This window comes from Streptomyces sp. NPDC093795 (assembly GCF_044764665.1).
Taxonomy (GTDB): Bacteria; Actinomycetota; Actinomycetes; order Streptomycetales; family Streptomycetaceae; genus Streptomyces.
The window spans coordinates 1,008,503-1,021,569 of the sequence record NZ_JBIWIO010000001.1 but is presented as its reverse complement, the minus strand read 5'-3'; the positions used below and the strand labels follow the sequence as shown (position 1 = coordinate 1,021,569).

10 protein-coding genes and 1 pseudogene are annotated in these 13,067 nt (G+C 70.8%); 2 read left to right on the top strand and 9 right to left on the bottom strand.

Features of this window, described 5'->3' with window-relative positions; all coding sequences use genetic code 11:
- Positions 1-41 precede the first annotated feature (41 nt).
- The 7 genes and pseudogenes from pstS to ACIRB7_RS04905 all read right to left on the bottom strand — a co-directional run bounded on the left by pstS (position 42) and on the right by ACIRB7_RS04905 (position 7,974).
- A complete protein-coding gene (gene pstS / locus ACIRB7_RS04935; protein WP_403592358.1) occupies positions 42-1,184 on the bottom strand; it encodes a phosphate ABC transporter substrate-binding protein PstS in 1,143 nt (380 codons plus the stop codon).
- Between the two features lie 234 nt (positions 1,185-1,418).
- Positions 1,419-1,835 carry an NUDIX hydrolase gene (locus ACIRB7_RS04930; RefSeq protein WP_403592357.1) on the bottom strand — a complete coding sequence of 139 codons (417 nt, stop codon included), beginning with the start codon at positions 1,833-1,835 and terminating at the stop codon, positions 1,419-1,421.
- Complete coding sequence (locus ACIRB7_RS04925) at positions 1,832-2,836, bottom strand: CHAD domain-containing protein (protein WP_403592354.1); 1,005 nt, start codon at positions 2,834-2,836, stop codon at positions 1,832-1,834. The genes ACIRB7_RS04930 and ACIRB7_RS04925 overlap by 4 nt, the downstream gene beginning before the upstream one ends.
- Positions 2,823-5,102, bottom strand: coding sequence for an RNA degradosome polyphosphate kinase (locus ACIRB7_RS04920; protein WP_403592351.1), 2,280 nt, complete (start codon positions 5,100-5,102; stop codon positions 2,823-2,825). Before ACIRB7_RS04920 ends, ACIRB7_RS04925 begins: the two co-directional genes overlap by 14 nt.
- A 219-nt stretch (positions 5,103-5,321) precedes the next feature.
- Positions 5,322-5,594, bottom strand: coding sequence for a hypothetical protein (locus ACIRB7_RS04915; RefSeq protein ID WP_403592523.1), 273 nt, complete (start codon positions 5,592-5,594; stop codon positions 5,322-5,324).
- A gap of 290 nt (positions 5,595-5,884) precedes the next feature.
- A pseudogene (locus ACIRB7_RS04910) lies at positions 5,885-6,048 on the bottom strand (GntR family transcriptional regulator); the annotation flags it as partial.
- Positions 6,049-6,138: 90 nt separating this feature from the next.
- Positions 6,139-7,974: a bifunctional metallophosphatase/5'-nucleotidase gene (locus ACIRB7_RS04905; RefSeq protein WP_403592348.1), complete on the bottom strand. Its 1,836-nt coding sequence runs from the start codon at positions 7,972-7,974 to the stop codon at positions 6,139-6,141.
- A gap of 281 nt (positions 7,975-8,255) precedes the next feature.
- Between ACIRB7_RS04905 and mshD the strand changes: the two genes are divergently transcribed.
- The gene (gene mshD, locus ACIRB7_RS04900) at positions 8,256-9,191 is read left to right on the top strand and encodes a mycothiol synthase (protein ID WP_403592345.1); all 936 of its coding nucleotides are present in this window, start codon (positions 8,256-8,258) and stop codon (positions 9,189-9,191) included.
- Between the two features lie 354 nt (positions 9,192-9,545).
- Positions 9,546-10,355 carry a BTAD domain-containing putative transcriptional regulator gene (locus ACIRB7_RS04895; protein WP_403592342.1) on the top strand — a complete coding sequence of 270 codons (810 nt, stop codon included), beginning with the start codon at positions 9,546-9,548 and terminating at the stop codon, positions 10,353-10,355.
- Positions 10,356-10,459: 104 nt separating this feature from the next.
- On the opposite strand, the gene ACIRB7_RS04890 is transcribed toward ACIRB7_RS04895, so the two are convergent.
- Positions 10,460-11,884 carry an MFS transporter gene (locus ACIRB7_RS04890; protein WP_403592339.1) on the bottom strand — a complete coding sequence of 475 codons (1,425 nt, stop codon included), beginning with the start codon at positions 11,882-11,884 and terminating at the stop codon, positions 10,460-10,462.
- 11 nt (positions 11,885-11,895) lie between these two features.
- Complete coding sequence (locus tag ACIRB7_RS04885; RefSeq protein WP_403592336.1) at positions 11,896-12,888, bottom strand: bifunctional lysylphosphatidylglycerol flippase/synthetase MprF; 993 nt, start codon at positions 12,886-12,888, stop codon at positions 11,896-11,898.
- Positions 12,889-13,067: the final 179 nt, after the last annotated feature.

Genomic DNA, 13,067 nt, shown 5'->3' with positions numbered 1-13,067 from the left:
GGGCCGGCCCCCCTGGAGGAGGGGCCGGGCCCGGCCGGGGGTCAGGACAGGGTGGGGACGATCGCGCGGACCTTCGCGGCGATCTCGGCCGGGAGCGGGGCGTAGCCGGCGTCGGCGAGGACCTTCTGGCCCTCCTCGCTCACGGTGTAGTTGAGGAACGCCTTCAGGGTCGGCAGGGTCTCCGCCTTGTTGCCCTTGTCGCAGGCGATCTCGTAGGTGACGAGGACGATCGGGTAGGCACCCTCGGCCTTCGTCGCGTAGTCGAGGGAGAGGGCGACGTCGTTGCCGGTGCCCTTGACCTTGGCGGCGGCGATGGCCTTGGAGGCGTTCTCCGAGGTGGCGGCGACCGGGGCGGCCGCGCCGGTGTTGATGCTGACGGTGGAGATCTTGTTCGCGGTGGCGTACGAGAGCTCGAAGTAGCCGATGGAGCCCTCGGCGTCCTTGACGGCGGTCGCGACGCCGGAGGAACCGTTGGCGGCCTGGCCGCCCTGGGCGGGCCACGACTTCGACTTCGGGTCGTGCTTCCAGTCTGCCGCGGCGGCGGTCGAGAGGTACTTGCCCAGGTTCTGGGTGGTGCCGGACTCGTCCGAGCGGTGGAAGGCCTGGATCGTGCTGTCCGGGAGCTTGGCGCCCGGGTTCAGCTTGGCGATCGCCGGGTCGTTCCACTTGGTGATCTTGTTGTCGAAGATCTTGGCGATCGTGGAGGCGTCCAGGACGAGGTTGTCCACGCCCTCCAGCTTGTAGCCGACGGCGATGGGGCCGCCGACCATCGGGAGGTTGACACCCTTGCCGCCCTTGCAGATCTTCTGCGACTCGGCGACCTCTTCCTCCTTCAGGGCGGAGTCGGAGCCCGCGAAGGCGACCTGGCCCTGGTTGAACTTGGTGATGCCACCACCGGAGCCGATGCCCTGGTAGTTGATCTCGACGCCCTCACAGGCGGCCTGGAAGTTCTTGACCCACAGGTCCATCGCGTTCTTCTGCGCGCTGGAGCCGGCGGCGAGGAGCTGGCCCTTGGCGCCCTCGCACGCGATGCTCGACGCGGCGGTGGCGGACTTGGTGCCGCCCTCCTTGGCCGGGGTCTCCGTGTTGTCGTCCGAGCCACACGCCGAGAGGACGAGCGCACCGGAGACGACGAGGGCACCGATCGCAGAGGCGCGAAGCCCGTTCTTGCGCGAAAGCTTCACTTTCGGGTGTTCCTTCCAGAAGCCGCCTTGTCGCGGACCGAGTGTCCTGAACGTTCTACGGCGGCGTGTGTCGGTTGGTGGTGCGTCGCTGTGCTCCGAGCACCGTGTACGTCCGAAATTAGGCAGAACAGGTGAAGCCGTCGACCGAAGAGGGTGAACGGGAAGTGAACCGTGCCGTAAGCCCGGGTGCGGGGCCCCTTTGGGCGGGCTGCGGCGGGGTGCGGCGGGGTGCGCTCAGTGGCGTGAAGTCGCCACTGCCGCGTCCAGGAGTTCCCGGTCTCTCGGCTGGGTGAGGCGGGCTCTGGCCGCGGTGGGCTTCAGCCAGAGCACCGCGTCGACCTCTTTCGTCGGGGTGAACGTGCCGCCCAGGGCGCGGGCCGCCCAGTAGGTGATCTCCTTGGGGCGCCCGTCCACCGTGTAGTGGACCGTCGGCAGACGGGCGCCGGGCTCGCAGCGCTGACCCGTCTCCTCCAGGACCTCGCGCAGCGCGCACGCCTCCGCCGTCTCGTCGCGCTTCCGCTTGCCCTTGGGATGCGACCAGTCGTCGTATTTCGGCCGATGGACGAGCGCGATCTCGATGCCGTGGCCGGAAGGCGCCGGGCGCCACAGGACGCAGCCCGCCGCGAGGATCGGGCCTCGGGGGTCGGTCATGGGACCGGGGCCGTCGTTCTGCGCCAGGCGCGCTGGAAGGCGAAGCGGGACGCCTCGACCTCGTGGCGCTGGTCGGCGTGGAGGACGCCCAGGGCGTACGCGGTCGCCGGGGCGATGCGGGGGGTGCGGGCGGCGGTGGCGGCGGCGGTCGCGGCCTCGGCGGCGTCGCGGTGCCGGTCCAGGGCGCGGGCCGCCTCGTACAGGACGGGTTCGGGTTCGCCGCCGGTGTGCAGGGCTTCGGTGGCGTACCGGTGCAGGCGGAGGAGGAGCCGGGTCTGGTGCCAGGGCGCGTCCTGGCCCTCCCCCGCGGCGAGTCCGAGGGCGTCCGCGTTGTACGGGTGGGCCGCCCGCGTCAGGGGCAGCGTGGCCACCGCGTCCAGGAGGCGGCGCTCCGCGACCTCGGCGGGGCCGTCCAGGACCTCGACGGCGGGGGCCGTGCCGACCGGGCCGAGCGGGACCTCGGACGCGAGGAGGGCGACGGCGTCGGCGACGGCGTGGAAGCGGGCCGAGCCGAGGGCCTGGAGGGACGCCGAGTGGGCGCGCGTACGGGCCAGGGTCAGCTGGCGTTCGAGGAGGGCGCCGGCCCGGGCGGCGCCGACGCTGAGCCCGGCCGCGTCGCCGCCCCGGGCGGCGGGGACCGGCCCGCCCCCGCCGTTGGCGCCGTTCGATCCGTTCGACAGGCGGGACAGGGCGTCCACCAGGCGGACGAGGCGGGACGTGCAGGCGTGCTCGAGGGCCAGGGTGCCGGAGAGCCAGGCGAGCTCCGTGCGCAGCTGGTCCGCCCAGGCCTGGTCGAGCAGCGGCCGGAACGTGTGGAGCGTGCCGCTGATCCGGCGGGCGGCGCCCCGCAGCGTACGGGCCGCCTCCTCCGACCCGGCCGTGTCCGAGCCGCTCTCGGCGTGGAGCCGGAGGCCGCGGAGGAAGTCCGCGGCACGGGCGTGCAGGTAGGGGGCGAGGACCTCGCCCGCCGTGACGTCCTGCGAAAGGTCAGGGTTGTGCACGCCGGCGCCTCCGCGCGTCGATGAGCATCTCCTGGACGTGCCGCAGCGGCCGTCCGTCGGGGTCGGCCGCGTGCCGCGTCCAGTTCCCGTCGGGGCCGAGGTGCCAGGATGAGGTGGTGTCGGACATCCCGGTCTCCAGGAGCCGGGTGAGCGCGGCCCGGTGGGCCGGGTCCGAGACCCGTACGAGGGCCTCGATCCGGCGGTCCAGGTTGCGGTGCATCATGTCGGCGCTGCCGAACCACACCTCGGGTTCGCCGCCGTTGCCGAAGGCGAAGACCCGGGAGTGCTCCAGGAAGCGGCCGAGGATGGAACGGACCCGGATGTTCTCCGAGAGGCCGGTGACCCCGGGGCGTACGGCGCATATCCCGCGAACCCAGATGTCGACGGGCACGCCGGCCTTCGAGGCCTGGTAGCAGGCGTCGATGACGGCCTCGTCGACCAGCGAGTTGACCTTGATCCGTACGTACGCGGGCCGTCCCGCGCGGTGGTGCACGATCTCCTTGGTGATCCGGGAGACCAGACCGTCCCGCAGCGACTTGGGGGCCGTGAGCAGCCGCCGGTACGTCTCGCGGCGGGAGTAGCCGGAGAGCCGGTTGAACAGGTCGGAGAGGTCCGCGCCGACCTGCGGGTCGGCCGTGAGCAGGCCGAGGTCCTCGTAGAGACGGGCCGTCTTCGGGTGGTAGTTGCCGGTGCCGACGTGCGAGTAGCGGCGCAGGAGCTCGCCCTCCTGCCGTACGACGAGCGACAGCTTGCAGTGGGTCTTCAGGCCGACGAGGCCGTACACGACGTGGCAGCCGGCCTCCTCCAGCTTCCGCGCCCACTTGATGTTGGCCTGCTCGTCGAACCGGGCCTTGATCTCGACGAGGACGAGGACCTGCTTGCCGGACTCGGCGGCGTCGATGAGGGCGTCCACTATCGGCGAGTCGCCCGAGGTCCGGTACAGCGTCTGCTTGATCGCCAGGACGTCCGGGTCGGCGGCCGCCTGCTCCAGGAAGGCCTGCACGGACGTCGAGAACGAGTCGTACGGGTGGTGGAGCAGCACGTCCCGCTCGCGCAGCGCGGCGAATATGTCCGGCGGCGACGCCGACTCGACCTCGGCCAGGTCCCGGTGGGTGCCGGCGATGAACTTCGGGAACTTCAGCTCGGGCCGGTCCTGCCCGGCGATCCCGAAGAGCCCGGTCAGGTCGAGCGGACCCGGCAGCGGGTAGACCTCGGCGTCGGAGACCTTCAGCTCGCGCACGAGGAGATCGAGGACGTACGGGTCGATGGACTCCTCGACCTCCAGGCGCACCGGGGGGCCGAAGCGGCGCCGCATGAGCTCCTTCTCCAGGGCCTGGAGCAGGTTCTCGGTGTCGTCCTCCTCGACCTCCAGGTCCTCGTTCCTGGTCACCCGGAACATGTGGTGCGCGAGCACCTCCATGCCGGGGAACAGCTCCTCCAGGTGCGCCGCGATCACGTCCTCCAGGGGCACGTACCGCTGCGGGGAGGCCTCCAGGAAACGGGTGAGGAGCGGCGGCACCTTCACGCGCGCGAAGTGGCGGTGGCCGCTGACCGGATTGCGTACGACCACGGCGAGGTTGAGGCTCAGGCCGGAGATGTACGGGAAGGGGTGCGCCGGGTCCACGGCCAGCGGGGTGAGGACCGGGAAGATCTGCTGCCGGAACATGGTGAAGAGCCGCGCCTGCTCCTTCTCCGTGAGCTCGGGCCAGCGGATCATGTGGATGCCCTCGTCGGCCAGGGCGGGGGCGACGTCCTGCTGGAAGCAGGCGGCGTGCCGGGCCATGAGCTCGCGCGACCGGGTCCAGATCAGTTCGAGGACCTCGCGGGGCTGGAGACCGGAGGCGGAGCGGGTGGCGACGCCGGTGGCGATACGGCGCTTGAGTCCCGCGACCCGGACCATGAAGAACTCGTCGAGGTTCGAGGCGAAGATCGCGAGGAAGTTCGCTCGTTCGAGGAGGGGGGTCGTCGGGTCCTCGGCGAGCTCGAGGACGCGCTCGTTGAACGCGAGCCAGCTGCGCTCCCGGTCGAGGAAACGGCCCTGCGGCAGCTCGTCGCCGAGTGCGCCGTCGTCCTCGTACGTGTCGGGGTCGGCGTCCAGGTCGGGGTCGAGGTCGGTCACGACGGTGCCGTTGACCACCTGCGCTCGGTGTGCGGCGATGGAACCGACGGACGGCTGGACGGACGGCGCGGCGCCGGGCGTGGCGGACGACTGGGCGTTCGACGTGGCGGAGGACTGGACCGGGACCTCGGCGGGCTGCTGGCTCATGCCCCCATTCTTCCGCGCGGGGGGCCGCTCAGGCGCGTCGGAGCGGGCCGTGGGGGAGGGAAGTCTCCCTTTGGGGAGAGCGGACACGGAGCGCTTCATTGCGTGAGCGTCGCAAGCGCGTCTGAATGGCCGGTAACGGGGACGTGTCGTGAGGGAATCGGGGGCGGGGCCCTTGGTCAGGATCCCGCCCCCGATTCACCCTTACGGGCGATGGGCTTCCTACGGGTGCTGGGCGCGCAGGACGCGGAACGCGGCGAAAGCCGCGAGGGCGGCGAGGGCGAGGACGATGCCGGTCTCGATGAGTTGGGTGGGCCAGAAATGGGTCTCGGGGTGGTAGTCGAGGTACTGGGCCGCGATCGGCTCGTCGATGCGGCAGCCGCCGTCAGGGACCGAGTCGGAGTAGCAGAACCAGCCCGGCAGCCGCTGCCCTGAGGCGGTGATCAGCCCCTGGTCGACGAGCATGCCGTTCTCGGGCGCGTGAAGGGGGGACACACCCTCGTACGCCCGGTCGGTGGTCGCACGGTCCCCTGTCCGACCAGTGGAAGTTCCAGGTGCCCGAGACCCGCACCCAGCCGAGCAGGTAGACCGCCATGAGGGCGAGTGTGGCCGCGAGGGTGGCGGTCGCGGTGACGAGCTTGGCGCGGAGCCAGGCCTTCGGGCTGATCGACTGGGTGAGGGACAGCTTGTACAGGGAGGGTTCCGTCGTCTCCCAGGGGCCTTCGACCGGGGCCTCGCGGCGGATGAGGGCGGTGAGTTGACGGCCCGTCGTGCGGGATTCGACGACCTGCTCGGCGAGGGACGAGGCCTTCGCGTTCGAGCTCGCGGTAGGCCTTGAGGACCGTGTGGGGTTGATGGCCGTCGCTTCGATGACCTCGCGTGCGGTGGGCAGTCGGTCGCCGGGCTCCAGGAGGCCCATCCGGAGGGCCTGCTTCGTCTGCTGGACCACCCGCTGTCAATCCACAAAAGAAAGGGGGCGGCGCGTCCCGAAGGACCCGCCGCCCCGTCTCCCTGCAACAGGAGAGAGCAACCGTTACTGCTACTGCACGAGGGTGATCCGCCCCGCCGCCGGGGGCGCCAGCGGTGCGCCGGCCGTGGCGTGGGTCTCCAGGTAGTCGAGCAGGACGTCCAGGTCGGAGGCGCCGACCAGCTTGTTCGTGCCCTGGGTGAAGACCGGGAAGCCGTCGCCGCCGCCCGCGAGGAACTCGTTCATGGCGACGCGGTACGTGGCGGCCGGGTCGAGCGGCTGTCCGTTCAGCTTCACGGACGCGGCGTCGATCCGGGCGGCGCCGGTCTTGGTGAGGTCCAGGGTGTACGTGAAGCCCTCCGACACCTGGAGGATCTTCGGGGACGCCTCGTTGCGGCCGCTGACCTGCTGCTGGAGCGCGGTCACGATCTGCGCGCCGGTGAGGCTCTGGACGGTCATCATGTTGGTGAACGGCTGGACGGTGTACACCTCGCCGTACGTCAGGACGCCGTCGGCCTCGCCCCCGACCGGGCCCTCGTGCACGAAGTCGGAGCGGATGCCGCCCGGGTTCATGAAGGCGATCTGCGCGCCGCCCTTGTCGGCCGGGGCCATGCCCTCCCGCTGGGCGTCGGCGATCACGCTGCCGAGCGGCTTCTCGAGCGCCTTCGAGCCGCGGCCCTCGATGTCGGCGGTGATGTGGCCGACCGGGCGGTTGGCGATGGGCGCGGCCAGGGCGCCCCAGTACTTGATGAGGTCCTCCATGTCCCGCGCCCGGCCGACGTCACGGGTCACCACGTGGTTGGCGGACGTCACGGCCGTACGGACGATGTCCTTCGTCCTCCGGTCGTAGGTCAGCGTCGTGTCGGTGTAGATCCGCCCGTAGGACGCCGCGGAGGTCACCGTGCGGGGCTTGCCGGACGGGTCGGGGATGGTGCAGGCGTACGCCTGGTGGGTGTGGCCGGTGACCAGCGCGTCGACCCGGGAGTCGATGTTCTTGGCGATGTCGACGATCGGGCCGGAGATGCCGTCGCCGGGGCCCGGGCTGTCGCAGTCGTAGTTGTACGAGCCGGAGGCCGGGAGTCCGCCCTCGTGGATGAGCGCGACGACGGACTTGACGCCCTTGCGCTCCAGCTCCTTGGCGTACTTGTTGATCGTCTCGACCTCGTCGCCGAACTTCAGGCCCTTGATGCCCTCGGCGTTGACGATGTTCGGCGTGCCCTCCAGGGTCACGCCGATGAAACCGATCTTGACGCCGTTCCTCTGCCAGATGAAGTACGGGTCGAGAATCGGCTTGCCGGTCTTCTCACGGGTCACGTTCGCGGCGAGGAACGGGAAGTCGGCGCCGCCGAAGGTCCCGCCCTCCGTCGCGCAGCCGTCCGTCGGGTGGCAGCCGCCGTTCTGGAGGCGGGCGAGCTCGGCCGCGCCCTCGTCGAACTCGTGGTTGCCGACGGAGGTGACGTCGAGCTTGAGCTTGTTGAGCGCCTCGATGGTGGGCTCGTCGTGGAAGAGGCCGGAGATCAGCGGGGAGGCGCCGACCATGTCGCCGGCGGCTGCGGTGATCGAGTACGGGTTGCCCTTGCGGGCGCCCCGCAGGTGGGTGGCCAGGTACTCGACGCCGCCGGCCTTGATGCCCTCGGTGGCGCCGTGCGCGAAGACCTCGCCGGAGGAGCCGGCCGGCGGCTCCAGGTTGCCGTGCAGGTCGTTGAAGGAGAGAAGCTGCACGTCGACGGTACGGCCGTGGCCGTACCCCCAGCCGTTGCCGTTGCCCGGCCCGTTGCCGTTGCTCGGCCCGCTGCTCGGCGCCGCGCCGGCGGGTATGGCGGCCAGGAGAGCGCCGGCGGTGGCGAGCCCGGCGGCGGTGGCGAGTATCCGCCGCCCCGCACGCTTCTTGTGACGAGTCTCTGACATCTGTCCCCTTTTTCCCTGCATGCCCGACGGATCCGGCGATGCCACTGTCGTGGCGAGAAGAGCGGCGATGCGCGTTTGTTGACACTTCATCACCCCGCCCGTCGCCACCCCTCCCCGGGAGGCTCCAGGCGGTGAGGCCATGGCCGCTGGTCTGCCGAGGGCAGCCTAGAGTCAACGCGCGTAGCGCAACAGGGGGATACGGGTTACGACCTGGTTGCCATCACTCGACGGCGCCCCCGAGGACACCCGCTGAACGGCCCATGGCCCCGTAGGCTCGGCGTATGACGACTGAAGCTCCCGCAACAGCCTTCGAGTCGGGCCGCCGTTTCGACATCGTCGACGAGCTCACCCCGGAGCAGGTCCAGGAGGTCCTCGCCCTGATCGCCTCCGCCGCCGAGACGGACGGCATGCAGGCGGTCTCCGAGCAGGGACGCCTCCAGCTCCGTGGGGGGCGTCGCGAGGGCATCCGGCACTTCCTCCTCACCGTCTCCGGCCGACTCGTGGGGTACGCCCAGCTGGAGGACACCGACCCGGTCGAGGCCCCGGCCGCCGAACTGGTCGTCGACCCGACGCAGCGGGGCCGCGGCCACGGCCGGGCGCTCGGCTCGGCCCTGCTGACCCAGTCCGGCAAGCGCCTGCGCGTCTGGGCCCACGGCGGCAAGTCGGCGGCCCGCCATCTGGCGCAGGTGCTCGGCCTGACCCTCTTCCGCGAGCTCCGCCAGCTCCGCCGCCCGCTGACGCCCCTGGACATCCCCGAGCCGGCCGTCTCGCCCGGCATCAGGATCCGTACGTTCGTTCCCGGCCAGGACGACGCGGCCTGGCTCGCGGTGAACGCGGCGGCGTTCGCCCATCACCCGGAGCAGGGTGCCCTGGCCCAGCGGGACCTGGACGACCGCAAGGCCGAGCCGTGGTTCGACCCGAAGGGCTTCTTCCTGGCGGAACGCGAGTCGGACGGGGCGCTGCTGGGCTTCCACTGGACGAAGGTCCACGCCGAGGAACAGCTCGGCGAGGTGTACGTCCTCGGCATCTCCCCCGACGCCCAGGGCATGGGCCTCGGCAAGGCCCTCACCGCGATCGGCCTGCGCCACCTGGCCGCCCAGGGCCTCCCCGTGGCCATGCTCTACGTCGACGCCGACAACACGGCGGCACTGCGCGTGTACGAGGGCATGGGCTTCACGACCCACGAGGTGGACCTGATGTACCGCACGGAGACGTGAGCGGCGACGTCGCAGGTGGCGGCGGCGCGAGGGGCGCCGCCGCCCGGTACTCCCGGGGCGAGAAGTCGTGTCGCGACGAGCGCCGCCGCCCGGGGCTGACGGCGCGTGCGTCTGCGAGAAGTTGACGCGCTTCTGACGAACATTTTCAGCCGCTTGCCCTCGATCCGGTCGGGGCGGGGCACCCGCTCTCACAGGGCTTTCACAGGCCCCACGCACCTCTGCACCGATCGTTTACAGCCTTTGGACTCTTGTTCGAGGATTGACAAACCGGTCCGTCGGTTTTCTACTGACGATGCACCGACGGTCGCATGCTCGCTACTGTCGGTCGGCTTCGGTAGAAGGGTGGCAATTGTGGTGCGCTTCAACTTGCTCGGTCCCCTGGAGGTCCGGGTGCAGGGTCGGCCGGCGAACATCAGAGGGGGACGCCAGCGCATCCTCCTGGTGCTGCTTCTGCTCGGTGAAGGCGCCTCCGTCTCCAAGGACCAACTCATCGGGGAGATATGGGGCGACGCCCTACCAGCCCAGGTCGACAACGCCCTGCAGGCCGTCGTCACCCGGCTGAGACGGTCTCTGGACGCCTGGTGCGGACCGGGCTTCGCCCGCGAGCGGCTGGTCTCCGAGCAGTCGGGGTACAGCCTCTGGCTGGACGACCAGACGGTCGACCTCCGGGAGTTCGAGTCGCTGCGCTCCGAGGCGCACCGGCTGATGGCCAAGGATCCAGCCCGGTCCGCCGCCGTTCTCGAGGAGGCGCTGGGGCTCTGGCGTGGCTCCGCGCTCGAGGGCGTCGGCGGCGGTGTGCTGTGCGGCAGCGCCGCCGCCCGCCTCGACGAGGAGCGGCTGCTCGCCCTGGAGGACAAGATCCAACTGGAGCATTACGGCGGCCGGCACGCCGGTACGGTCGCGGAGCTGCGGCGGCTCACCATGCTGTATCCGCTGCACGAGCGGCTCTCCGAGCAGCTCATGGTCGCTCTGTACCGCTCCGGCCGGCCGGCCGAGGCGCTCGACGTGTACTGGCGGCTGCGGACCGCTCTGCGCGGTGAGCTCGGCCTGGATCCGACGCCGACCGTCCAGTCGCGGATGCAGTCGATCCTCCAGCACGACATGGCGGACGTGATCCCCCACGACAGGGGGCGGGGCATGCCGCACCGGCCCGCCGTGGCGTGACCGTAGGCGGTCGTCGGGTACGGGGTCGGGTACGGCGCCGGGGGTGAGGGGGGCGTCGGGGGTGGTGCCGGGTACGGCGCCGGGGGTGGTGCCGGGGGTCGTGCTCACACGCCGCTCGCCACTCCGGCGGCCTGCTCCACCCCCCGCGCGTCGGCGGCACCCGCCTCCCCGCGTCGCCGCAGCAGCACCAGGGCGAGCAGGGCGGCCGTCAGCGCCAGACCCGCGGCCAGGAACAGCGCGGAGGTGGTACCGGACACGAGCCCCTGGGCGGACACCGTCGCCCCTGAGGCCGCCACCCCGAGGACGCTGCCCAGTTGGCGGAAGGTGTTGGACACCCCCGAGGCGGTGCCCGCCCAGGCCACCGGTACGGCGCCGAGGAGGGCCACCGTGGCAGGCGCCGCGGCCAGCGAGATGCCCGTACCGAGGAGGGCGAGCAGCCACCAGTAGGCGCCGTAACCCTCCGCGGGTCCCAGCAGGGCGAGGCCCAGGAGCGCCGCTCCCGAGCCGAGGGTGCCGGTGACGACCGGGATGCGCGGGCCGGTCCGTACGACCATGACGGCCGCCACGCAGGAGGCCACCGCGATCGCCCCGTTGAGCACCAGGAACCGGACCGCGATCTGGGTCGCGGTCAGCTGCTCCAGCTCGTACATGCGCTGTGCCACCAGGGACATGGCGGCGTACAGGCCGAAGAGGCTGAGCAGATTGACCGTGCAGGCGGTCACGACCACCGGGTTGCGGAAGAGCCCGAGCGGCAGCATGGGCTCCCCGGCCCGGGCCTCCCACCACAGGAAGCCCGGCAGGGCCACGGCGGCCAGCGCGTACGAGACGGCCACCGGCGTCGAGGTCCAGCCCTGGTCGTTGCCCTCGGCGAGGGCGAACACCGTCGCGGCGGCGGCCACGATGAAGAGCAGCTGGCCCGTCACGTCGAGCCGGCGGGCGCGGCGCGGCTGTCCGTCCGGCAGGGAGAAACGCAGGCCCACCAGGGCGGCTGCCGTCACCGGGACGTTCAGCCAGAAGATGGCGCGCCAGCCCCAGCCATCCACCACAAGGCCGCCGAGCACCGGCCCCATGCCGAGGGCGAGTCCGCAGAAACCGGCGCCGATGCCGATGGCCCGGGCGCGGGCGGCCGGGTCGGGGAAGAGAGCCGCGACCAGGGCGAGGCTGACCGGGATCAGTACGGAACCGAATGCCCCCTGGGCGGCCCGTGCGACGAGCAGCATCTCGATCGAAGAGGCCGAGGCGCACCACGCGGACGTGGCACCGAACCCGGTGAGACCGACGAGGAAGACACGCTTGCGGCCCAGGACGTCGCCGAGGGTGCCCGCGCTGAGCAGCAGACAGGCGGAGGCCAGGACGTAGACGCTCGCGACCCAGCGCAGCTGTGCGGGTGTGGCGGGCAGCTCGTCCCGGACCGCGGGCAGGGCGACGTCGGCCATCGTGGTTCCCGCGTACACCACGAAGACGGCCAAGCCGAGGAAGAGCAGCGACAGGCCGTTCCCGCCCCGGCTCGGGGGCTTCTCGGAAAGCATGGTCCGCCTCCCTACACGGCGTTCGACGCGCGCATGATGTGGAGGAATCCGTTGAGTCGCGCGCGGCCCTGGAATCCCACGTACTCCGGGATCACCAGATGGGGGTCCCACTTCTCCTTGTAGGCGAGCTGGGTCTTGGCCGGGTAGATCGAGTCGCCGCGTTGTGCCAGCTGCTGCACGAACCAGCCGAAAGCCCGGCTGGAGCCTTTCTGTTCCAGTTCGGGATTCAGTCCGGTGAAGGGGGTGAATCCGAAGTGGAGCCAGTCGGCGCCCTCTTCCTGGAATGCCAGGATGGCCGCCTTGTTGATGGCCTCCATCACTCCGGGCGGGCTGTCGGGATTGCGTCGGCTGAGGTCGTGCAGCCAGCCGGAACGCGAGCCGTAGGAAGGGGAGTAGGAGATATAGCCGATCGGCTTTCCCTCGATGTATCCGACGAAGAGGCGACGGCTGCTCTGGAACGGGCCGCCGGTCTCGCCGACCAGGAACTCCAGCTCCTTGGTGTGCTTCCCCTTGGAGCGCAGCCAGACGCCGTCGATCTCGGTCAGCGCCTCCTCGACCTTGTCGTGCTGGGCCTCGATCACTTCGAGCCCGGCCCGGTGTGCCCGGGAGACCTTGTTCCTGAGCTGCACGAATTTCTTGCCGGCGAGGGTGAACTTCGACAGGTCGACCGCGTAGGAGGCGCCGATCTGGTTGACCGTGTAGCCGTGCTCGATGTAGCGGCGGGCGTCCTCGGTCTGCAGCTGGACGGCGACCACGCGCCGACGGCGGCTGCGTGCGTACGCCGAGAACGCCTTCAGCAGGGGTATGTAGTCCTGCTCCGACGCGAAGGGCCCGCCGAACTGCACGAGATACCGGCCGGATTCACGGTAGGAGACGAATCCGTCGAGTCCGGGAGCGGTGAAGTGGAGATTTCCCTTGTTGAGTGCGAGAAACGCGCTCGGGTTGTCACTGAAGGAGTCGAGCGATCCCAGCAGTGAGTCCTGGGAAACGGTTCCCTCGGTCATATTCTCCACTCTCTCCCTGTCGTGGAAACGCCTGAGCCGCAGCAGTCAAGCCGACGTCAAGCCCCCTGTCCATGCGCCTCGTTGCGTATCGGGCCGTCCGTCCGCGTGGCGCAGCCGGAACGTCAGGAGGCCGTCAGGGTCAGGAATTCGTCAGGTGAAGATCAGGCGCACCTCGCAGA